This window comes from Pseudomonas fluorescens, from assembly GCF_030344995.1.
Lineage (GTDB): Bacteria > Pseudomonadota > Gammaproteobacteria > Pseudomonadales > Pseudomonadaceae > Aquipseudomonas > Aquipseudomonas fluorescens_BF.
Genome location: NZ_CP128260.1, coordinates 4,267,950 through 4,288,717, shown reverse-complemented (window position 1 = coordinate 4,288,717; position 20,768 = coordinate 4,267,950). Strand labels below are relative to the sequence as shown.

The following is a 20,768-nucleotide window of genomic DNA, read 5'->3' as shown; positions in this document are numbered from 1 at the left end:
GCTGAAAGATGACAGTGATCCAATGTGGGAGCCAGCCTGCTGGCGATTGTTATCGCGAGCAGGCTCGCTCCCACATTAGATTTGAGGTGATTGCAGTATCAGCTCAACTCAAGCCAGATCGGCGCATGGTCCGAAGGCTTTTCCATCCCGCGCAGTTCATAGTCGACTCCGGCGGCTTTCACCCGTGGCAGCAAACCGTGGGAAGCCAGAATCACATCAATGCGCAGACCACGCTTCGGCTCGTCTTCAAACCCGCGGCTGCGGTAGTCGAACCAACTGAACATGTCGGTCACATCCGGGTTCAGGTGACGGTAGCTGTCGGTCAGACCCCAGTTTTTCAGGCGGGCCATCCACTCGCGCTCTTCCGGCAGGAAGCTGCATTTGCCGGTTTTCAGCCAGCGCTTCATGTTGTCCGGGCCGATGCCGATGTCGCAGTCTTCCGGGGAGATGTTGACGTCGCCCATCACCACCAGCGGTTGTTCATTGTGGAACTGGCTTTCCAGCAGCGCTTGCAGATCGCTGTAGAAGCGCTGCTTGGCGGGGAATTTGGTCGGATGGTCACGGCTTTCGCCCTGCGGGAAATAGCCGTTCATGATCGTCACCGGCACGCCGTTGGCGTCGGCGAAAGTGCCCCAGATGAAGCGCCGCTGCGCGTCTTCTTCATCGGTGGCAAAACCTTTATGAATGGCAATCGGCTCCTGGCGCGAGAGCAGGGCAACGCCGTAATGGCCTTTCTGGCCGTGGAAATACACGTGATAACCCAGGGCCCGCACTTCTTCCAGCGGGAACTGGTCGTCGTGGACCTTGGTTTCCTGCAGGCCGATGACGTCCGGCTGATGCTTTTCGATCAGCGCCGCCAGCTGATGCGGACGGGCCCGCAGTCCGTTGATGTTGAAGGAAACGATCTTCATGGTCGGCAGTCCTGGCAAAAGGGCGATGCTAGCTGACATGTAGGATCTGGGCCAGCGTGGCGGTAGTCCATATGCGCTGCTAATGTCTTTCGGGTGTGGGAACGATCCCTTCAGCCCAAGGCTCGTATAACAAGAACGGGGCCTGTTGAGTCCCGTCCAGGGAGAATCACCGTCATGCCTGAAACCCAAACCGCCATCGCCGACATCCACATGCTCGACCGCGGCTATTCCCGGGAAGCGCGATCCCTTCTTTATCAGGCTTACCGCCACGAGCCGACTTTCGCTTACCTATTCGAAGCCGAGCGTCCGGGTTACGAGCAACGGGTGCGCGCCACCGTGCGGGAGCTGGTCAAACAGCATTTTCTGCAGGATCTGCCGGCCATCGGCCTGTTGGTCAACGACCGCTTGATCGGCATTGCCCTGATCGCGCCGCCGCAACGGCGTCTGGGCGTTACCGAAAGTTGGGCCTGGCGTTTGCGCATGGTGCTGAGCACCGGTTTCCGCTGCACCCGCCGTTATCTGGAGTATCACGCCGCCGTTGAAGCCTGCGTGCCGACCGACTCGGTGCACATGCTGCCGCTGCTCGGCGTGCATCCGCAATTTCAGGGCAAACACTTCGGCGAACAGCTGTTGCAAGCGGTGCACAACTGGTGCGCGGTGGACGAAAGCTCCCAAGGCGTGATCCTCGACACCGGCAACCCGCGTTACCTGGAGTTCTACAAGCGTCAGGGTTACGAGGAAATCGGTGAAGTGGCCGTCGGCCCGGTGCGCGAGCACGTGTTTTTCCACGCCAACCCGCAGGTGTTACAAACTGCAACGGGATGACCGTCGAACTTTTTGGGAAATTTCCTGTTCTATCACGCTCCCAAGCCCGTGATAGCATCCGCGCCTATGAAGTTTCCAGGAAGATTTACCAGTGGCGTGCTCATGCTGTTAACCAGCTGCGCGGCGCTGGCGCAAAGTGAATTGGATGTGCGGATCAAACCGTCCAACGATGAACTGAAAGCCAATATAGAAGGCTATATCGGCAGCCTCGGCGATCGTGACGAAGAAGCTTTGCAGCGCTTCAGTCGCGGCGCCGAAGAACAGGCGCGCAAGGCCGCCCAGGCCTTGGGTTATTACCAGCCGCAGATCGAAAGTAACGTCAAGGGCGGTGAAAAACCGCGTCTGGTGCTGAACATCGATCCCGGCGAGCCGATCCGCCTGCGCAACGTGACCGTGCGCATCGACGGCCCGGCGGCCTCCCTCAAGTCCTTTCGAGTCCCGAAAAGTGACGTGCTCAAGCCCGGCGCGGTGCTCAACCATGGGCGTTACGAAGACGCCAAGCGGCTGATCCAGAACCAGGCCTCGCGCTACGGCTTTTTCAGCGGCCGCTTCACCAGTCAGAAATTGATGGTCGATCCCCGCGCCGGGGTCGCCGACGTTGAACTGATCTACGAAAGCGGCCCGCGTTATGCGCTGGGCAAAGTCAGGTTCGAGGGCGACACACCGTTCGATGAAGACCTGCTGCAACGCATGGTGCCGTTCAAGGCCGGCGAGCCGTATGACTCCGAACTGATCGCCGAACTCAACCGTGACCTGCAATCGAGCGGCTATTTCGAAGGCGTGCGGGTCGACGCCGCGCCGACCGCCGCAAAAAACGACGTGATCCCGGTGGACGTCAAACTCGACACCCGCAAGCCGCGCACCATGGGCCTGGGTCTTGGTTATTCCACCGACGTCGGCCCGCGAATCAAGGCCAACTGGACTCGCCACTGGGTCAACCCGCAGGGCGACAGTTATGGCTGGGAGGCCGAATTGTCGGCGCCACGGCAAAACGTCGGCCTGTTCTATGACATTCCGCTGGACCCTCCGCTGACCGACAAACTGCGCTGGGCCGGCGGTTATCAATACGAGGACATCGACGGTTCCGACACCTTGAGCAAGCTGCTGACCTTCGGCCCGGAATGGCACAGCAAATTGCCCAGCGGCTGGCAGCGGGTGATCTCGCTGAAATGGCAGCGCGAGGAATACCAACTCGGCGACGACTCCGGTCTGAGCACCTTGCTGATGCCCGGCGTCAGCTATTCCTACCTCAAGAGCGACAACCGCATCGACCCGCACAATGGCTATCGCCTGACCTTCGAAAGCAAGGTGGCGAAAGAAGGCCTCGGCTCGGACAACAACCTGGTTTACGGCACGGCGCTGGTCAAAGGCCTGACCACCGTGTTCGACAAGCACCGTCTGCTCGGCCGGGTGCAGGTCGGCGGCAGCGCCACCAACGGCTACAAATCGGTGCCGCCGTCGCTGCGCTTCTTCGCCGGTGGCGATCAGAGCGTGCGCGGCTACGACTATCAGAGCCTGTCCCCGGAGAACTCCGAGGGCGACCGCATCGGCGGGCGCTACATGGTGGCCGGCAGCGTCGAATATCAATATTCGATTGCCGAGAAGTGGCGCGTGGCGACCTTCGTCGATCAGGGCAACTCCTTCAATAAGCTCGAACTGCCGAACCTCAAGACCGGGGTCGGTATCGGTGTGCGCTGGGTCTCGCCGGTGGGGCCGATCCGCCTCGACCTGGCCCATGCGCTGGACGACGATGGCGGCATCCGGCTGCACTTTTCCATGGGGCCTGAGCTGTGAAGCGTGGTTTGAAGATTTCGGCTCTGGCGCTGTTGTCGCTGGTGCTGCTGATTGTATTGAGCATTACCGTTGTGCTCGGAACGCAGGCGGGCAGCCGTTGGGTGCTGGGACTGGTTCCGGGCTTGAACGTCGACAATTTCCAGGGCCGCCTCGGCGGGCAGTGGAGTGCCGATCATCTGCTGTGGCAGCAGGACAGCAGCCGCGTCGAGCTGAGCAAACCGATCTTCGAATGGTCGCCGTTGTGCCTGACGCGCATGACCCTGTGCATCGAACAGCTCAAGGCCGATACCGTCAGTCTGCAATTTCCGCCGAGCGAGGAAACCACCGAAAGCGGCCCGATCAAACTTCCTGATCTGCAATTGCCCGTGGCTATCGAGCTGGGCGACGTGCAGGTCGGCAGCCTGCTGTTCAACGGCAGTGAAGAACTGAAAGGCCTGCAACTGGCGGCTCACTGGACCGCCAAAGGCATGCAGATCGACAGCGTGAAGCTGCAACGCGATGAGTTGAGCCTGAACCTGTCTGGCCTGTTGCAACCGACTGGCAACTGGCCGCTGAACATCGCCGGTGATCTGACCCTGCCGTCGCCGGGCACCGGCCCATGGACGCTGGCACTCAAAGTCGACGGCGACCTGCTGAAAACCCTCAACCTGCACGCCGACAGCCGTGGCTACCTCGATGGCCAGTTGAGCGGCGAGCTGCAACCGTTGGCGGAAAACCTGCCGGCCAAGGTGCGGATTATCTCGGAGGCGTTCAAGCCGAGCGCCGATCTGCCGGACACCTTGCAATTCAATCAGCTGGTATTGACCGGCGAAGGCGACCTGAAAAACGGTTATCAACTCCTCGGCAATGCGACGCTGCCTGCCGATAAAGGCCCGGTGGCGCTGTTGCTCAAAGGCAAGGTTGACGCCAAGGGTGCGCAAATCGCCGGGCTCGACCTGACCGCCAACGACAAGCAAAGCCTCAAGCTCACCGGCAACGTCGACTGGAGCAAGGGCCTCAGCGCCCAGGCCAATATCAACTGGCTGGATTTTCCGTGGCACCGGCTCTATCCGGAGATCGACGAACCGCAGGTCACGTTGCGTACCTTCACGGGCGAAGTCTCCTACACCGACGGTCAATACCTCGGTAATTTCGCCGCCGCCGCAGATGGGCCGGCGGGGGCGTTCACCCTGAGCAGTCCGTTCAGCGGCAATCTCAAGCAGATCTTCCTGCCACAACTGAAACTCGAAGCCGGGCAGGGCAAGGCCGAAGGCCATGTGAACGTGCAGTTCGCCGATGGCATCGCCTGGGACACCGCGCTGGAACTGTCGGCGCTCAACCCGGCGTACTGGGTTGCGGAGTTGCCGGGCACGCTGGCCGGTCCGTTGAAAAGCAAAGGCGAAATGAAAAACGAACGCCTGAGCCTGAATGCCGACCTCGATCTGAAAGGCAAACTGCGCGGCCAACCGGCGATCCTGCAAGCCAAGGCTGACGGCGCCGGCGAGCAGTGGAATCTGAATGCCCTGCAAATCCGCCTCGGTGACAACAGCATCAACGGCAAGGGCAGCCTGCAACAGGAGCTCACCGGGCAGATCGACATCAAACTGGCTCGACTGGCCCAGCTCTGGCCGCAACTGCGCGGTCAGATCAACGGTCGGGTCGATGTCGCCGGTACGCTCAAGGCGCCGCAAGGCAAGCTCGGCCTGCAAGGTTCGCAACTGGCGTTCCAGGACAACCGCCTGCAAAGCCTCAACCTCGACGCCACCCTCGACAGCGCGCAACGGGCGAAAATCGACCTCAAGGGCAGCGGCATTCAGGCCGGTGATACGTCGCTGGGCACACTGACCGCCAGCGCTCAGGGCGATATCAAAAGCCAGAAGCTCAACCTCGACCTGCTCGGGCCGAAGCTGAAACTGGCGCTGGGCCTGGACGGCAATCTGGACAAAGGCAACTGGCGCGGGCGTCTGGCCAGCGGCGACATTCAGGCTGGTGGCCAGGACTGGAAACTGCAAAATCCGGCCAAGCTCGAACGGCTTGCAGACGGCAAGATCAACTTCGGCGCCCATTGCTGGATGTCCGGCAATGCCAGTCTGTGCGGTGAAGATCAGCGCCTGATGCCGGAACCGAAGCTGCGTTATCACCTCAAGCAATTCCCGATCGAAAGCCTGGCGCAGTGGCTACCGAAGGATTTCGCCTGGCAGGGCAAGCTCAATGCCGACCTGCAATTGGACCTGCCGGCCAGCGGCCCGAACGGCCAGATCAGCGTCGATGCCAGCGGCGGCACCTTGCGCATGAAGGAAAAGGATCAGTGGCTGGACTTCCCGTACCAGACCCTCAAGCTCACCAGCAAACTCACGCCCAAGCGCATCGACACTGATCTCAACTTCGTCGGCGGCAAGCTCGGTGAGTTGATGGTGCAGGCGCAACTCAATCCGCTGCCGAAGAACAAGCCGCTCAGCGGTACATTCCGCCTCAGCGGACTGGATCTGTCGGTGGCGCGGCCGTTTGTGCCGATGGTCGAGAAACTCACCGGACGCCTGAACGGCAGCGGCACGATTTCCGGCGGGCTGCTCGCGCCGCTGGTCAACGGCACGGTGCAGCTCAGCGACGGCGAAGTGTCCGGGCCGGAGTTGCCGATTGAACTGCAAGCGTTGCAACTGCAAGCGGTGATCGCCGGTGAAGCCGTGCAACTGAACGGTGGCTGGAAAAGCGGCAAGAGCGGGCAGGGCAGTCTTAACGGCAACATTGCCTGGGGCCAGGCGCTGGTGGTGGATCTGGCGCTCAAGGGCACGCAATTGCCGGTGACGGTCGAGCCCTACGCCAAGCTTGAAGTGGCGCCGGACCTGAAGATTTCCATGGCCGGCGATGAGCTGGCGATTGCCGGCAAGGTGCTGGTACCGAAAGGCGAAATCACCGTGCGCGAACTGCCGCCATCGACGGTGAAAGTCTCCGATGACACGATCATCGTCGGCGCGCAGACCGAAGAGGGCAAGCCGCCGCTGGCGATGAAAATGGACATCGACGTAGTGGTCGGAGAGGACAAACTGAGCTTCGCCGGATTCGGCCTGACCGCCAACCTGCAAGGCCATGTGCACATCGGCGACAACATGGACACCCGTGGCGAGCTGTGGCTCAACGACGGCAAATACCGCGCCTACGGCCAGCGCCTGACGGTGCGTCGCGCGCGTCTGCTGTTCGCCGGGCCGATCGATCAGCCGTATCTGGACATCGAAGCGATTCGCCAGACCGATGACGTGATCGCCGGTATTCGCCTGAGCGGCAGTGCCGAGCAGCCGACCACGCAGATCTTCTCCGAGCCAGCCATGAGTCAGGAACAGGCGCTGTCCTATCTGGTGCTGGGGCGTCCGCTGAGCACCACCGGCGAGGACAACAACATGCTTGCGCAAGCGGCGCTGGGTCTGGGGCTGATGGGCAGTTCCGGGGTCACCAGCGGTCTGGCCAAGGATCTGGGGATTCAGGATTTCCAGCTCGACACCCAAGGTAGTGGCAACACCACCAGCGTGGTGGCCAGCGGCAACATCTCGGAAAAACTCAGCCTGCGTTACGGCGTCGGCGTATTCGAGCCGGCCAATACCATCGCCTTGCGCTACAAGCTGAGCAAAAAGGTCTACCTCGAAGCCGCCAGCGGCGTGGCCAGTTCGCTGGACATCTTCTACAAGCGGGACTTCTAGCCCGCGCTCCCTCCCTTATACCGAGCTGGTGCAATCGCCAGCAGGCTGACTCTCACAGGGTTTTGGATGTTCACAACTCTGTGGGAGCGAGCCTGCTCGCGATGGCGTCTGCATGAGCGAAAGAAAAACCCAGTCCACTGGTCAACTAATTACAAAGCAACCTAACTATTACGTTGACATTCGCTGCCTAGGCAGTAACATCTCGACATACATTCACTGCCTAGGCAGTTATTAGGTGAGCACATGAAGCATTTCACCCCAGACGAATTCAAGCATTGCCATCTCGGCCTGTTGCTCGGCCGTGCCGCGCTGCTCAAGGACAAGATCATCGACACCCACATGGAACCCCACGGCATCACCGCCGCGCAGTTCAAAGTGTTGATCATCATGGCCCAGTACGGCGTCGACACCCCGGCCGAGCTGTGCCGGCACCTGTCGCTGGACAGCGGTTCGATGACCCGCATGCTCGACCGTCTGGAACAGAAAGGTTTTCTGGTTCGCCAACGCAGCGAAGGCGATCGCCGTCAGGTGCAACTCAAACTCACCGAACAGGGCCAGCAACTGGCCGATCGCCTGCCGCACATCGGCGCCGATGCCATGAATGAACTGGCTGGCGCCGTCACTACGGACGAGTTGAAAACCCTGGAATACATCCTCAAGAAAATTTTGCTGGCAGCCGGTGACCCGATCACCCTCCAGCGGTTAGGTGAACACAATGAGCGGTAAAACCTTGCGCAGCAGCCTGACACTGGTGCTGTCGGCGATGATCCTCGCCGGTTGCGCCAACTACAGTGGCCTCGATACCCAGGGCGCCAGCCTCGATGCGAAAACCCTGCAGACCGGGCAGTCGCTCAACGGCGTGACCCTGTCCCAGGCCGCATGGCCGAAGAGCGACTGGTGGACCAGCCTCGGTGATCCACAGCTCGACGGCCTGATCCGCGAAGCCCTGAAAGACAGCCCGGACATGCAGATCGCCGACGCCCGCGCCCATCAGGCCAGCGCCGCTGCGTATGCCGCCGATGCCGAACGTTATCCGACCCTCGACGCCAGCGCCGGCATCAGCCGTTCGCGTCTGGCCAAGGATCAGGACCCGCGAGGGCAGGGCGATGCGTACGCCACCGTGCGCAACATCAGCGCCGGCTTCAATTACAACTTCGACCTGTGGGGCGGTCAGCGTGACGCCTGGGAAGCCGCACTCGGTCAGGCCCGCGCCGCCGAAGTCGATCGTCAGGCTGCGCAACTGACCCTGGCTGCCGATGTGGCCCGGGCTTACAGCGATCTCGGTCAGGCGCACATCGTTTATGACCTGGCCAACGAAGATTTGAAGCGCACCAAGCAGATGCTCGATCTGAGCCAGCGTCGCCTGAGTTCCGGGATCGACAGCCAGTACCAGTTCCAGCAGACCCAAAGTCTGGAAGCCAGCTCCGAAGCCAGCCTGATCGACGCCGAAAAACGCCTGAACAGCGCAAAAATCGCTCTGGCCGTACTGCTTGGCAAAGGCCCGGATCGCGGCAACGAAATCGCCCGACCGAAAGTCCTGCAAGCCAGCGCTGTCGCGCTGCCGTCTGTTCTGCCCGCCGAACTGCTGGGCCGTCGTCCGGATCTGGTCGCCGCGCGCTGGCGTGTCGAGGCGGCGAGCAAGGACATCGATTCTGCCAAGACCCGCTTCTATCCCAACTTGAACCTGTCGGCTTCCGCCGGTGCCGAATCCTTGTTGGGGGACGCGATGTTCGGTTCCGCCAGTCGCTTCTTCAACATTGCCCCGACGATTTCGGTGCCGATCTTCGATGGCGGACGCCTGCGCGCCAACCTCGATGCCCGCGACGCCGATTACGACCTCGCCGTGGCGCAGTACAACAAAAGCCTGGTGAAAGCTCTGGGCGATGTCAGCGACACGATCAACCAACTGCGTGACATCGGCCGGCAGATCGGCGCCCAGCAGCACGCGACCGAGATTGCCCAGGACTCTTACAACACCGTCGTCCAGCGTTACGGTTCCGGCATCGGCAACTACCTGGACGTGCTCAGCATCGAGCAGCAGTTGCTGCAGGCCCAGCGTCAGCTGGCCAACCTGAATGCCGAGCAGATCGACCTGTCGATTCAACTGATGCAAGCGCTGGGCGGCGGCTTCCAGGGGCAAACCCTGACCGCAGCCAACGCCACCCCAGCCACGCCGCACAACTAATTCAAGGTATTTGTCATGGCCACTGCCGAAAACACACAAGCTCAAGACAACGCCCAGGACACTGGCAACCCGCGCAAACGCAAGGTGATGCTGCTGGTGCTGGCCGTTGTGGTTGCCCTCGCCGGTGCCGGTGTCTGGGCGTATCACGAATTCATCGGGCGCTGGAGCGAAAGCACCGACGACGCCTACGTCAACGGCAACGTGGTGGAAATCACCCCGCTGGTGACCGGCACCGTGGTCAGCATCGGCGCCGACGATGGCGATCTGGTGCATGAAGGCCAGGTGCTGATCAACTTCGACCCGAACGACGCCGAAGTCGGCCTGCAAAGTGCCAAGGCCAATCTGGCCCGCACCGTGCGTCAGGTGCGCGGTCTGTACAGCAACGTCGACGGTATGAAGGCGCAGGTCAATGCGCAACAGGCCGAAGTGCAGAAAGCCCAGGACAACTTCAACCGGCGGAAAAATCTCGCGGCCGGCGGGGCGATTTCCCAGGAAGAACTGTCCCACGCCCGCGATGACCTGACCTCGGCACAAAACGCCCTGGCCAATGCCAAACAGCAATTGAAAACCACCAGCGCGCTGGTCGATGACACCGTGGTCTCGTCGCACCCGGACGTGATGGCCGCCGCCGCGCAACTGCGTCAGGCCTACCTGACCAACGCTCGCAGCACCTTGATTGCGCCGGTTACCGGTTACGTCGCCAAACGCACCGTGCAACTCGGCCAGCGTGTGCAGCCGGGCACCGCGCTGATGGCGGTGATTCCGCTGGATCAGTTGTGGATCGACGCCAACTTCAAGGAAACCCAGCTGCGTGACATGCGCATCGGCCAACCGGTGGAGATCGAGTCGGACATCTACGGCAGCGACGTGAAGTTCAGCGGCACCATCGACAGCCTCGGCGCGGGCACCGGCAGCGCGTTTGCCCTGTTGCCGGCGCAGAACGCCACCGGTAACTGGATCAAGATCGTGCAGCGTGTGCCGGTACGGATTCACGTCAACGCCGAAGAGCTGGCCAAACACCCGCTGCGCGTCGGTCTGTCGACCAATGTCGAGGTCAACCTGCACGACCAGAGCGGTCCGGTACTGGCCCAGCAGCCGCCGCAAAAGGCCTCGTTCAGCACCAACGTCTACGACCGTCAATTGGCCGAAGCCGACGCGATGATCACCCAGTTGATCCATGACAACAGCGCGGCGGTCAGCAAGACCGCGCAACGCTGACCTCTTTCTCCCTGTGGGAGCGGGCTTGCCCGCGATGACGGCGCAACATTCAACACACATGTCGAATGTGAATCCGCTATCGCGGGCAAGCCCGCTCCCACAGGGCACAGCGTCAATCAGGTTCCAAAGGATTCGCGATGAGCAATAACGCCTCTTTTTCGCCGCCCAGCCTGTTGCTCAGCACCATCGGCCTGTCGCTGGCGACCTTCATGCAGGTGCTCGACACCACCATCGCCAACGTGGCGCTGCCGACCATTTCCGGCAACCTTGGGGTGAGTTCGGAGCAGGGCACCTGGGTCATCACCTCGTTCGCCGTGAGCAACGCCATCGCGCTGCCGCTCACCGGCTGGCTGAGCCGTCGCTTCGGCGAGGTGAAGCTGTTTCTGTGGGCGACCATCCTGTTCGTGCTGGCCTCGTTCCTCTGCGGTATTTCCACGTCGATGCCGGAACTGATCGGCTTCCGCGTGCTGCAAGGTCTGGTGGCCGGGCCGTTGTACCCGATGACCCAGACGCTGCTGATTGCGGTCTATCCGCCGGCGAGGCGGGGCATGGCCCTGGCGTTGCTGGCGATGGTCACGGTGGTGGCGCCGATTGCCGGGCCGATTCTCGGCGGCTGGATCACCGACAGTTACAGCTGGCCGTGGATTTTCTTCATCAACGTGCCGATCGGGATTTTCGCGGTGATGGTGGTGCGCCAGCAACTGGCCAAGCGCCCGGTGGTCACCAGCCGTCAGCCGATGGATTACGTCGGGCTGATCACGCTGATCATCGGCGTGGGTGCGTTGCAGGTGATCCTCGACAAGGGCAATGACCTGGACTGGTTCGAGTCGAACTTCATCATCATCGGCGCGGCGATTTCGGTGATCGCGCTGGCGGTGTTCGTGATCTGGGAAATGACCGACCAGCATCCGGTGGTCAACCTGCGGCTGTTCGCCCACCGCAACTTCCGCATCGGCACGCTGGTGCTGGTGTTGGGTTACGCCGGATTCTTCGGCATCAACCTGATCCTGCCGCAATGGTTGCAGACCCAGATGGGCTACACCGCGACCTGGGCCGGCCTGGCGGTGGCACCGATCGGCATTTTGCCGGTGCTGCTGTCACCGTTTGTCGGCAAGTACGCGCACAAGTTCGACCTGCGCCTGCTGGCCGGTCTGGCGTTCCTGGCGATCGGCCTGAGCTGCTTTATGCGTGCCGAGTTCACCAACGAGGTGGACTTCCAGCACATCGCCTTGGTGCAGTTGTTCATGGGGATTGGTGTGGCGCTGTTCTTCATGCCGACTCTGAGCATTCTGATGTCGGACTTGCCGCCGAGCCAGATTGCCGATGGCGCGGGTCTGGCGACGTTCCTGCGGACACTGGGCGGCAGCTTTGCGGCGTCGTTGACCACCTGGATCTGGATTCGCCGGGCGGATCAGCATCATGCCTATATGAGCGAGAGCATCAGCACCTATGAGCCGGCGACTCGCGAGACCTTGCACTCGCTGGGGGGCGCGAGCCAATCAGCCTATGCGCAGATGGATCAGATTCTCACCAGTCAGGCGTACATGCTCTCCACCGTGGATTACTTCACGCTGTTGGGGTGGGGCTTCATGGGGTTGATATTGATTGTTTGGCTGGCCAAGCCTCCGTTTGCTGCGAAGGCAGGCCCTGCGGCTTCCGGGCACTAAGATCAAGAGCTTTCCCTCACCCTAACCCTCTCCCGGAGGGAGAGGGGACTGACCGAGGCGTTCTTTCGAGGTACGCCGACCTGAAAGACCGAGTTGAACTCAGGCTTTGAAGGATAAAATTTGTGTCCTTGAGTCAAGCTCCGGATTCGAAAAGCCCCCGGTCGGCTCCCTTTCCCCCTCGCCCCCTTGGGGGAGAGGGCTGGGCGGGCGGCGTTCCGATGAGGGGGTGCGATCTTCAGCCGTGCGGCAATGCCAGCGGCGGCGCGAAGTCAAACGGCGCCAACGCAAACCCGTTCTCATCCACCTGCAACGCCCACCCCTGACGATCCCAATCCCCCAGCACAATCCGCTTCGCCGCCTGATCGCCGATCTGCAACTTGTGGATCGCCGGGCGATGGGTGTGCCCGTGAACCAGGGTTTTCACCCCGTATTCCTGCATGATCCGCGGAATTTCCTCCGGCGTGACATCGACGATGTCGTTGGCCTTCATCCGCGTCTGCGCCCGGCTTTCGCTGCGCAACTTGCGCGCCAGTTTGTGGCGGGTGCGCAAGGGCAAGTTGCGCAGGATGAACAGGCTGAGCGGGTTGCGCAGGTAACGGCGCAGCTTCATATAGGCTTCGTCGCGGGTGCACAGGCTGTCGCCGTGCATCAGCAATACCGGTTCGCCGTAAAACTGCACGACACTCGGGTCCTTCAACAGCGTGCAGCCGGCCTGCTTGCAGAAGGCCTTGCCGAGCATGAAGTCGCGATTGCCGTGCATCAGAAAAATGGCCGTGCCGCTGTCGCTCAATTCGCGCAGGGCCTGGCAGATGGAACGCTGGAAGGGGGTCATGGCGTCGTCGCCAATCCACGCCTCGAAAAAGTCGCCCAGAATGTACAACGCACTCGCCGAGCGGGCGCGTCCGGCGAGCAAATCCAGAAACGCCCGGGTAATGTCCGGGCGCTCCTCTTCCAGATGCAAGTCTGAAATCAGCAATATCACGCTTCGATGATCTCGGCTTTCTCGATGATCACGTCGTCTGCTGGTACGTCCTGGTGGCCTGCCTTGGACGTGGTGGAAACGCCTTCGATCTTGTCGACAACGTCGGTGCCCGCAACCACTTTACCGAACACGGCATAACCCCAGCCCTGAGCGGTCTTGGCGGTGTGGTTCAGGAAGCTGTTGTCGGAGGCGTTGATGAAGAACTGCGCCGAAGCCGAATGCGGGTCCATGGTACGGGCCATGGCGATGGTGTACTTGTCGTTCTTCAGACCGTTGTCGGCTTCGTTCTGGATGCTCGGGCTCTTGTCTTTCTTTTCTTTCATGCCTGGCTCGAAACCGCCGCCCTGGATCATGAAACCTTTGATGACGCGGTGGAACACGACGTTCTCGTAGTGACCCTTTTTAACGTACTCGATGAAGTTGGCGGTGGTGACCGGCGCCTTTTCAGCGTCCAGTTGCAGGACGATGTCACCGAAGTTGGTGGTCAATTTAACTTGAGTCATGATCGTTACTCTTTATAAGTTGAAGCGCGTTTTATAAGGAATTCGTGGGTATTGGGACATTTGGGCCCCGTACCGGTTCAGCCCGTGAGGGCCAAGGTGCGCAGTTTAGCGTGACAGGCGCGAATTTCGAGGCTGTTTTTCAAAACCCGGCGATTAAATGCATTCCTTTTAAGCCCTGCTCTGTCAGGGGCTTGACAGCATCGGCTATGATAGCGGCTTTGTTTTGTCAGGCCCGTGTCCCGGCCGCGCACTGTACGTTCAAGGATCCTATGAGCAAGCCCACTGTCGACCCTACCTCGAATTCCAAGACCGGCCCTGTCACGCCGGTCAATTTCCTGCGCCCGATCATCCAGGCGGACCTGGACTCGGGTAAGCACACGCAGATCGTCACCCGTTTCCCGCCTGAGCCCAACGGCTACCTGCACATCGGCCACGCCAAGTCGATCTGTGTGAACTTCGGCCTGGCCCAGGAGTTCGGCGGCGTCACTCACCTGCGTTTCGACGACACCAACCCGGCCAAGGAAGACCAGGAATACATCGACGCGATCGAAAGCGACGTCAAATGGCTGGGCTTCGAATGGTCCGGCGAAGTGCGCTACGCCTCGCAGTACTTCGACCAGCTGCACGACTGGGCCGTTGAACTGATCAAGGCCGGCAAGGCCTACGTCGACGACCTGACGCCCGAGCAAGCCAAGGAATACCGCGGCAGCCTGACCGAGCCTGGCAAGAACAGCCCGTTCCGCGACCGTTCGGTGGAAGAGAACCTGGACTGGTTCGCCCGCATGCGCGCCGGCGAGTTCCCGGACGGTGCCCGCGTACTGCGCGCCAAGATCGACATGGCCTCGCCGAACATGAACCTGCGCGACCCGATCATGTACCGCATCCGCCACGCCCATCACCATCAGACCGGTGACAAGTGGTGCATCTACCCGAACTACGACTTCACCCACGGTCAGTCGGACGCCATCGAAGGCATCACCCACTCGATCTGCACCCTGGAGTTCGAAAGCCATCGTCCGCTGTACGAGTGGTTCCTCGACGCACTGCCAGTGCCGGCGCACCCGCGTCAGTACGAATTCAGCCGTCTGAACCTCAACTACACCATCACCAGCAAGCGCAAGCTCAAGCAACTGGTTGACGAGAAACACGTCAACGGCTGGGACGATCCGCGCATGTCGACGCTGTCGGGCTTCCGCCGTCGTGGCTACACCCCGGCGTCGATCCGCAACTTCTGCGACATGATCGGCACCAACCGTTCCGACGGTGTGGTCGACTTCGGCATGCTCGAGTTCAGCATCCGTCAGGACCTGGACGCGAACGCCCCGCGCGCCATGTGCGTGCTGCGTCCGTTGAAAGTCGTGATCACCAACTACCCGGAAGACCAGGTCGACAACCTCGAACTGCCACGTCATCCGCAGAAAGAAGAACTCGGCGTGCGCAAGCTGCCGTTCGCCCGTGAAATCTACATTGATCGCGATGACTTCATGGAAGAGCCGCCAAAAGGCTACAAGCGTCTGGAGCCGAACGGCGAAGTGCGTCTGCGCGGCAGCTACGTGATCCGTGCCGACGAAACGATCAAGGACGCCGACGGCAACATCGTCGAGCTGCGTTGCTCGTACGATCCGGACACCCTGGGCAAGAACCCTGAAGGCCGCAAGGTCAAAGGCGTGATCCACTGGGTGCCGGCCGCTGCCAGCATCGAGTGCGAAGTGCGTCTGTACGATCGCCTGTTCCGTTCTCCGAACCCGGAGAAGGCCGAAGACAGCGCGAGTTTCCTGGACAACATCAACCCTGACTCACTGCAAGTGCTGACCGGTTGTCGTGCTGAACCCTCGCTGGGCAATGCACAGCCGGAAGACCGTTTCCAGTTCGAGCGCGAAGGCTACTTCGTCGCGGATATCAAGGACTCGAAACCAGGTCAGCCGGTATTCAACCGTACCGTGACCCTGCGTGATTCGTGGGGCCAGTGATCAAGTCTTAAGGAAACACCGTGCTTACGATCTACAACACGCTCACCAAGAGCAAAGAAGTCTTCAAGCCGCTGGATGGCAACAAGGTGCGCATGTACGTCTGCGGGATGACCGTGTACGACTACTGCCACCTGGGCCATGGCCGCAGCATGGTCGCATTCGACCTGGTGACCCGCTGGTTGCGGTTCAGCGGTTATGACCTGACCTACGTGCGCAACATCACCGACATCGACGACAAGATCATCAACCGGGCCAACGAGAACGGCGAGTCGTTCGAAGCGTTGACCGAGCGCATGATCGCGGCGATGCACGAAGACGAAGCGCGCCTGAACATCAAGAAGCCGGACATGGAACCGCGCGCCACGGATCACATTCCGGGCATGCACGCGATGATCCAGACCCTGATCGACAAGGGTTTCGCCTACGCCCCGGGCAATGGCGACGTGTACTACCGCGTCGGCAAGTTCATGGGCTACGGCAAGCTCTCGCGCAAGAAGATCGAAGACCTGCGCATCGGTGCGCGGATCGAGGTCGACGAAGCCAAAGAAGATCCGCTGGACTTCGTGCTCTGGAAAGGCGTCAAGCCGGGCGAGCCGAGCTGGGAATCGCCGTGGGGCGCCGGGCGTCCGGGCTGGCACATCGAGTGCTCGGTGATGTCCACCTGCTGCCTCGGTGAGACCTTCGACATTCATGGCGGTGGCAGCGATCTTGAGTTCCCGCACCACGAAAACGAAATCGCCCAGAGCGAAGCGGCCACCGGCAAGACCTACGCCAACGCGTGGATGCATTGCGGCATGATCCGTATCAATGGCGAGAAGATGTCCAAGTCCTTGAACAACTTCTTCACCATTCGCGACGTGCTCGACAAGTACCACCCGGAAGTCGTGCGTTACCTGCTGGTGTCGAGCCACTACCGCAGCGCGATCAACTACTCGGAAGACAACCTCAAGGACGCCAAGGGCGCACTGGAGCGTTTCTACCACGCGTTGAAAGGCCTGCCGAACGTTGCTCCGGCTGGCGGCGAAGCGTTCGTCGAGCGTTTCACCACGGTGATGAACGACGACTTCGGCACGCCGGAAGCCTGTGCGGTGCTGTTCGAGATGGTGCGTGAGATCAACCGCCTGCGCGAGAGCGATCTTGATGCAGCGGCCGGTCTGGCGGCGCGTCTGAAAGAACTGGCCAGCGTGCTGGGCGTGTTGCAGCTCGAAGCCGATGACTTCCTGCAGGCCGGCGCCGAAGGGCGTGTCGATGCAGCCGAAGTCGAGGCACTGATTGCTGCGCGTCTGGCGGCACGTGCCGGCAAGGACTGGGCCGAATCCGACCGCATCCGCGACCAGCTCACCGCCATGGGCGTGGTGCTGGAAGACGGCAAGGGCGGCACGACCTGGCGTCTGGCTGACTGATCGTAGCGCCTGTTACAAACAAAACCCGCCTTGTGCGGGTTTTTGTTTTTCTGCTGATTGGGAGATTTGTGCCGTTCCGAGATTACGCCCTCACCCTGACCCTCTCCCACAGGAGAGGGGACTGATTGGGGGATGCACGGGAGTTTCGCTGACCTGAAAGGCGTGCTGTGAATCCATAATCGACTCGGTCTTTCAGGTCGATGGATAGCGTAAGACATCTCGGTCGGCTCCCTCTCCCACTGGGAGAGGGCTGGGGTGAGGGGTTGCTTTCGACGTTCGCGTAGGTCTTGATGTCGGCAACGCCCTCAGCCGGATGCTGAGCGGCGACGATTCGGAATGAAGACATCATGGCAAACCACTATCGCGAACTCCTGACAACCCCCGGCGCACCCGGGTTGGTGCTCGCGAGCTCTATCGCCCGACTGCCCCAGGCAATGATCGGCATCGGCATCATCACCATGCTGGTGCAGCAGACCGGCGTTTACTGGCTCGCCGGCGCAGTCGCCGGCACGTTTACCCTGGCCAACGCGCTGCTCGGCCCGCGCATCTCGAAACAGGTTGATCAGCATGGTCAGAGCCGCGTTCTGCCGGTTGTGACGGTTTTCAGCATCGTCATGTTGCTGGCGCTGATTGTTGCCGTGCACCTGAAGGCGCCCCCCGCGTTGTTCTTTGTACTGGCGGCACTGGCGGGGACGATGCCGAGCATGCCGTCCATGATCCGCGCACGCTGGACGCAGCTGTTTCGTGGCAAACCGCAACTGCACACCGCGTTCTCGCTGGACACAGTCCTCACCGAACTGGCTTACATCGTCGGCCCGCCACTGGCGATCGGTTTGAGCGTGAGTTTTTTCGCCGAGGCCGGGCCGCTGGTGGCGGTCGGGCTGCTGGCGGTCGGCGTGACGGCGTTTCTCATGCAGCGTCAGACCGAACCGAAAGTGGTGGCGGGCAACCGGAAAAACAGCGGATCGACCCTGCTGATTCCCGGCGTTCGCACCATTGTCCTCGCGCTGCTGGCGATGGGGGCCATTGGCGGAGCGATCGATGTCGCCGTTGTGGCCTTCGCCAATGCCCAGGGCTGGCCATCCGCTGCCACCTTCATCCTCGCCGCCTATGCGTTCGGCTCGCTGGTGGCGGGCCTGACCTTCGGCGCGTTGCGGGTCTCGCTGGCGATTGAAAAACAGTTCTTTATCGGGATATTGGTCACGGCAGTTACCGGCGTACTGCCGGTACTCGCACCGGACGTTTATGTGCTGTCGGCGATGCTGTTTATCGCCGGCATCTCGTTTGCGCCGACCATGGTGGTGGTCATGAAGCTGGGGACGATCATCATCCCGGCGGCGAGGATGACCGAAGGGCTGACGTGGATGACCACCGGGATCAGCATCGGCGTGGCGCTCGGCGGCATGCTGGCGGGTCTGGTGATTGATGCCTGGGGCGCACGGGCAGGGTTCGGCGTTGCGATCGCCGCAGGTCTGATGATGATGGTTGTGGTGTTGATGGGCCTGCGTACGTTGGCGGCCGCATCGGCTGCACCTGTTGAACCCGCCGTTTCGGCCTGACCCGCTACGGGGGGGCTCAGTTTTCAAACTGCCGCAATCGCTTGTACAGCGTATTGCGGCTCACCCCCAACCGTCGCGCCAGATGGGAAATATTGCCTCCGGCCAGTTGCAACTCCCGGTTCAACGCCTCGGCATCGTTCAGGTCGATGCCCAACGGCTCGGCCACTTCCACTGGCTCCATCTCCAGATCGACGAAAAAATCATCCGGCAAGTGCTCGGGCCGAATCGGTTGTTCCTCGGCCATCGCCAGCGCCACCTGCATCACGCTGCTGACCTGACGCAGATTGCCCGGCCACGGGTGCCGTTCAAACAAGTCCAGTACTTCACGACTCAATCCCGCCCACTGCGACGGCTCGCGATGTTGCTCCCACAGCCGCTTGAACAGCGCCTGCTTGTCACTGCGTTCGCGTAGCGGAGGCAGTTCCAAAGTCAGGCCGCCGATGCGGTAGTACAAGTCCTCGCGAAAGCGCCCCAGTTGCACCTGTTCCCTGAGCGAGCGGTTGGTGGCGGAGATGATCCGCAGATCCACCGGGAACAGCTCGCTGCTGCCCACCGGTTGCACGCAGCGCTCCTGCAACACGCGCAACAGGCGAGCCTGAGTTGGCAGTGGCATGTCGCCGATTTCATCGAGAAACAGCGTGCCTTTGTCGGCCTTGCGGATCAGGCCGATGCTGCCTTTCTGGTTGGCGCCGGTGAACGCGCCTTTCTCATAGCCGAACAGCTCGGACTCCACCAGTTCGGCAGGGATCGCTGCGCAGTTGACGGCGATGAACGCCTGTTTGCTCCGGGAGCTGGCCTGATGCAGGGCTTTGACGAAGACTTCCTTGCCGACCCCGGTTTCCCCGTGAATCAGCAGCGGAATGTCCTTTTCCAGCAGGCGTTCGGCCTGGCGCACGGCTTTTTCCACGCGGCTGTCGCCGAAGTGCAACGTGCTCAGGCTAATGGCCGTGGGTGCGGCGACTTTCGGTTCGTCGGTTCTGGTTTCAGCGGTTCTGGTTTCAGTGAAGACCCGCGCCTGAATCGGCGCCTGTTTAGGCCGTTTCAACAAACACTGGAAACGATTGCGCCCCGAGGTCTGCAAGGCAAACGGCAAACCGTCCGGCTGATTGATCAGCTCCAGCAACGACACCTTGAACAGGCTCTCAACGCTGACCCGCGACAACCGCACGCCCAACAGATTGTCGGCCCGACGGTTGGCCGACAGCACCTGACCGCTTTCATCAAAGATCAGCAGCCCGGCCCACTGACTGTCGAGGTTGTTCAACCCGGTGTTGAAGGTCAGTTGAAAGTGCTGGCCATGGAACAGGTTGAGGATCAGCCGGTTCTCCACGGTCTGGCTCATCATCTTGACCATGCCGAGGGTGTGCGACGGCGGCAGATAGCTGTCGCTGGATACATCGAGCACCGCGATGACCTTGCGCTCGGCATCGAAAATCGGCGCGGCGGAACCGGTCATGAAGCGGTTGGCCTTGAGAAAGTGTTCATCGTGTTCGATGTGCACCGCCTGCTCGCAGGCCAGCGCCGTGCCGATGGCGTTGGTGCCGCTGGCGCGCTCGACCCAACTGGCACCGGCCTGAAAACCGCGCGCCAGGTTTGGCTCGATAAAGCGCTGGGTGCCCCAGGACGTCAGCACCTGGCCCTGATTGTCGGCCAGCATGATCAGGCAGTTGGAGTTGCTCAGGATGTTCTCGTAATACGGCAGCACTTCCTGGTGAGTGGTCTGCACCAGCGAATGATGGCGGTCGAGCAACTGCGCGATGCCGGCGGCGGGCAACTGATCGAAGGCCGGGACGCTTTGATGATTGAGACCGAAGGCGCGGCAACGGGACCAGGAGTCCTTCACAATGGCGTCATGGGAAAGCGGCGGGGCAGGTGCGGCCATGATTGGCAGTCTCTGAAGGGGGCTTTGTTGTTTTTGTTATGGCTCGTTCGACGAGCAAAAAGCATCCATAGAGTGTTGTTCACTATTGTTCATTGTCAATCGCCCGACTGTTCAATTGTTCAGTCGCGACTGTTCACTTGTGTTCAGCTACGAACCCCGGTTTGCGTGGCTTCCAGCGAATTTTGCGGTAAATCAACA

Annotated in this window: 14 protein-coding genes; 10 read left to right on the top strand and 4 right to left on the bottom strand. The window is 61.2% G+C overall.

All coding sequences use genetic code 11. The annotated features are described in order from the left end of the window. Nucleotides 1–98: 98 nt before the first annotated feature. Nucleotides 99–911, bottom strand: a complete 813-nt coding sequence (xthA, locus tag QR290_RS19125; RefSeq protein ID WP_127798769.1) for an exodeoxyribonuclease III — start codon at nucleotides 909–911, stop codon at nucleotides 99–101. A 174-nt stretch (nucleotides 912–1,085) separates the two neighbouring features. Between xthA and QR290_RS19120 the strand changes: the two genes are divergently transcribed. The 7 genes from QR290_RS19120 (at nucleotide 1,086) to QR290_RS19090 (ending at nucleotide 12,271) form a co-directional block, all read left to right on the top strand. Next, the gene (locus tag QR290_RS19120) at nucleotides 1,086–1,736 is read left to right on the top strand and encodes a GNAT family N-acetyltransferase (RefSeq protein WP_007951503.1); all 651 of its coding nucleotides are present in this window, start codon (nucleotides 1,086–1,088) and stop codon (nucleotides 1,734–1,736) included. A gap of 66 nt (nucleotides 1,737–1,802) precedes the next feature. Then, nucleotides 1,803–3,530, top strand: a complete 1,728-nt coding sequence (locus QR290_RS19115) for an autotransporter assembly complex protein TamA (protein WP_289203353.1) — start codon at nucleotides 1,803–1,805, stop codon at nucleotides 3,528–3,530. Further along, nucleotides 3,527–7,201 (top strand): translocation/assembly module TamB domain-containing protein, encoded by a 3,675-nt coding sequence (locus tag QR290_RS19110; protein ID WP_289203352.1) that lies wholly within the window; start codon nucleotides 3,527–3,529, stop codon nucleotides 7,199–7,201. Before QR290_RS19115 ends, QR290_RS19110 begins: the two co-directional genes overlap by 4 nt. 243 nt (nucleotides 7,202–7,444) lie before the next feature. Next, nucleotides 7,445–7,927, top strand: a complete 483-nt coding sequence (locus tag QR290_RS19105; protein WP_289203351.1) for a MarR family winged helix-turn-helix transcriptional regulator — start codon at nucleotides 7,445–7,447, stop codon at nucleotides 7,925–7,927. Next, the gene (locus tag QR290_RS19100) at nucleotides 7,917–9,386 is read left to right on the top strand and encodes an efflux transporter outer membrane subunit (RefSeq protein WP_007951498.1); all 1,470 of its coding nucleotides are present in this window, start codon (nucleotides 7,917–7,919) and stop codon (nucleotides 9,384–9,386) included. Before QR290_RS19105 ends, QR290_RS19100 begins: the two co-directional genes overlap by 11 nt. A 15-nt stretch (nucleotides 9,387–9,401) precedes the next feature. Further along, nucleotides 9,402–10,604 carry an efflux RND transporter periplasmic adaptor subunit gene (locus QR290_RS19095; RefSeq protein WP_007951497.1) on the top strand — a complete coding sequence of 401 codons (1,203 nt, stop codon included), beginning with the start codon at nucleotides 9,402–9,404 and terminating at the stop codon, nucleotides 10,602–10,604. A gap of 137 nt (nucleotides 10,605–10,741) precedes the next feature. Beyond that, entirely contained in the window at nucleotides 10,742–12,271 is a 1,530-nt protein-coding gene (locus QR290_RS19090) for a DHA2 family efflux MFS transporter permease subunit (protein WP_115078492.1), read from the top strand. Between the two features lie 235 nt (nucleotides 12,272–12,506). Here the strand turns inward: QR290_RS19090 and lpxH are convergent, their stop codons facing one another. Then, a complete protein-coding gene (gene lpxH, locus QR290_RS19085) occupies nucleotides 12,507–13,253 on the bottom strand; it encodes a UDP-2,3-diacylglucosamine diphosphatase (RefSeq protein WP_102687173.1) in 747 nt (248 codons plus the stop codon). Next, on the bottom strand, nucleotides 13,250–13,756 hold the full coding sequence (locus tag QR290_RS19080) for a peptidylprolyl isomerase (RefSeq protein ID WP_085690022.1): 507 nt from the start codon (nucleotides 13,754–13,756) through the stop codon (nucleotides 13,250–13,252). The genes lpxH and QR290_RS19080 overlap by 4 nt, the downstream gene beginning before the upstream one ends. A 269-nt stretch (nucleotides 13,757–14,025) precedes the next feature. Between QR290_RS19080 and QR290_RS19075 the strand changes: the two genes are divergently transcribed. The 3 genes from QR290_RS19075 (at nucleotide 14,026) to QR290_RS19065 (ending at nucleotide 18,688) form a co-directional block, all read left to right on the top strand. Continuing rightward, nucleotides 14,026–15,726: a glutamine--tRNA ligase/YqeY domain fusion protein gene (locus tag QR290_RS19075; protein WP_289203350.1), complete on the top strand. Its 1,701-nt coding sequence runs from the start codon at nucleotides 14,026–14,028 to the stop codon at nucleotides 15,724–15,726. A 20-nt stretch (nucleotides 15,727–15,746) separates the two neighbouring features. Further along, nucleotides 15,747–17,129 carry a cysteine--tRNA ligase gene (cysS, locus tag QR290_RS19070; RefSeq protein WP_262196243.1) on the top strand — a complete coding sequence of 461 codons (1,383 nt, stop codon included), beginning with the start codon at nucleotides 15,747–15,749 and terminating at the stop codon, nucleotides 17,127–17,129. Between the two features lie 347 nt (nucleotides 17,130–17,476). Beyond that, nucleotides 17,477–18,688: an MFS transporter gene (locus QR290_RS19065; RefSeq protein WP_289203349.1), complete on the top strand. Its 1,212-nt coding sequence runs from the start codon at nucleotides 17,477–17,479 to the stop codon at nucleotides 18,686–18,688. 16 nt (nucleotides 18,689–18,704) lie between these two features. Here QR290_RS19065 and QR290_RS19060 read toward each other — a convergent pair whose 3' ends face one another. Continuing rightward, the gene (locus QR290_RS19060; RefSeq protein ID WP_289203348.1) at nucleotides 18,705–20,570 is read right to left on the bottom strand and encodes a sigma-54-dependent Fis family transcriptional regulator; all 1,866 of its coding nucleotides are present in this window, start codon (nucleotides 20,568–20,570) and stop codon (nucleotides 18,705–18,707) included. Nucleotides 20,571–20,768 lie beyond the last annotated feature (198 nt).

What these genes read in the sequence shown, in the direction of transcription:
- QR290_RS19095 (WP_007951497.1), top strand. Translation starts at nt 9,402, where the DNA reads ATGGCCACTGCCGAAAACACACAAGCTCAAGACAACGCCCAGGACACT.
- xthA (WP_127798769.1), bottom strand. Translation starts at nt 911, where the DNA reads ATGAAGATCGTTTCCTTCAACATCAACGGACTGCGGGCCCGTCCGCAT.
- QR290_RS19080 (WP_085690022.1), bottom strand. Translation starts at nt 13,756, where the DNA reads ATGACTCAAGTTAAATTGACCACCAACTTCGGTGACATCGTCCTGCAA.
- QR290_RS19115 (WP_289203353.1), top strand. Translation starts at nt 1,803, where the DNA reads ATGAAGTTTCCAGGAAGATTTACCAGTGGCGTGCTCATGCTGTTAACC.
- QR290_RS19090 (WP_115078492.1), top strand. Translation starts at nt 10,742, where the DNA reads ATGAGCAATAACGCCTCTTTTTCGCCGCCCAGCCTGTTGCTCAGCACC.
- QR290_RS19065 (WP_289203349.1), top strand. Translation starts at nt 17,477, where the DNA reads ATGGCAAACCACTATCGCGAACTCCTGACAACCCCCGGCGCACCCGGG.
- QR290_RS19100 (WP_007951498.1), top strand. Translation starts at nt 7,917, where the DNA reads ATGAGCGGTAAAACCTTGCGCAGCAGCCTGACACTGGTGCTGTCGGCG.
- QR290_RS19075 (WP_289203350.1), top strand. Translation starts at nt 14,026, where the DNA reads ATGAGCAAGCCCACTGTCGACCCTACCTCGAATTCCAAGACCGGCCCT.
- QR290_RS19060 (WP_289203348.1), bottom strand. Translation starts at nt 20,570, where the DNA reads ATGGCCGCACCTGCCCCGCCGCTTTCCCATGACGCCATTGTGAAGGAC.
- QR290_RS19105 (WP_289203351.1), top strand. Translation starts at nt 7,445, where the DNA reads ATGAAGCATTTCACCCCAGACGAATTCAAGCATTGCCATCTCGGCCTG.
- QR290_RS19120 (WP_007951503.1), top strand. Translation starts at nt 1,086, where the DNA reads ATGCCTGAAACCCAAACCGCCATCGCCGACATCCACATGCTCGACCGC.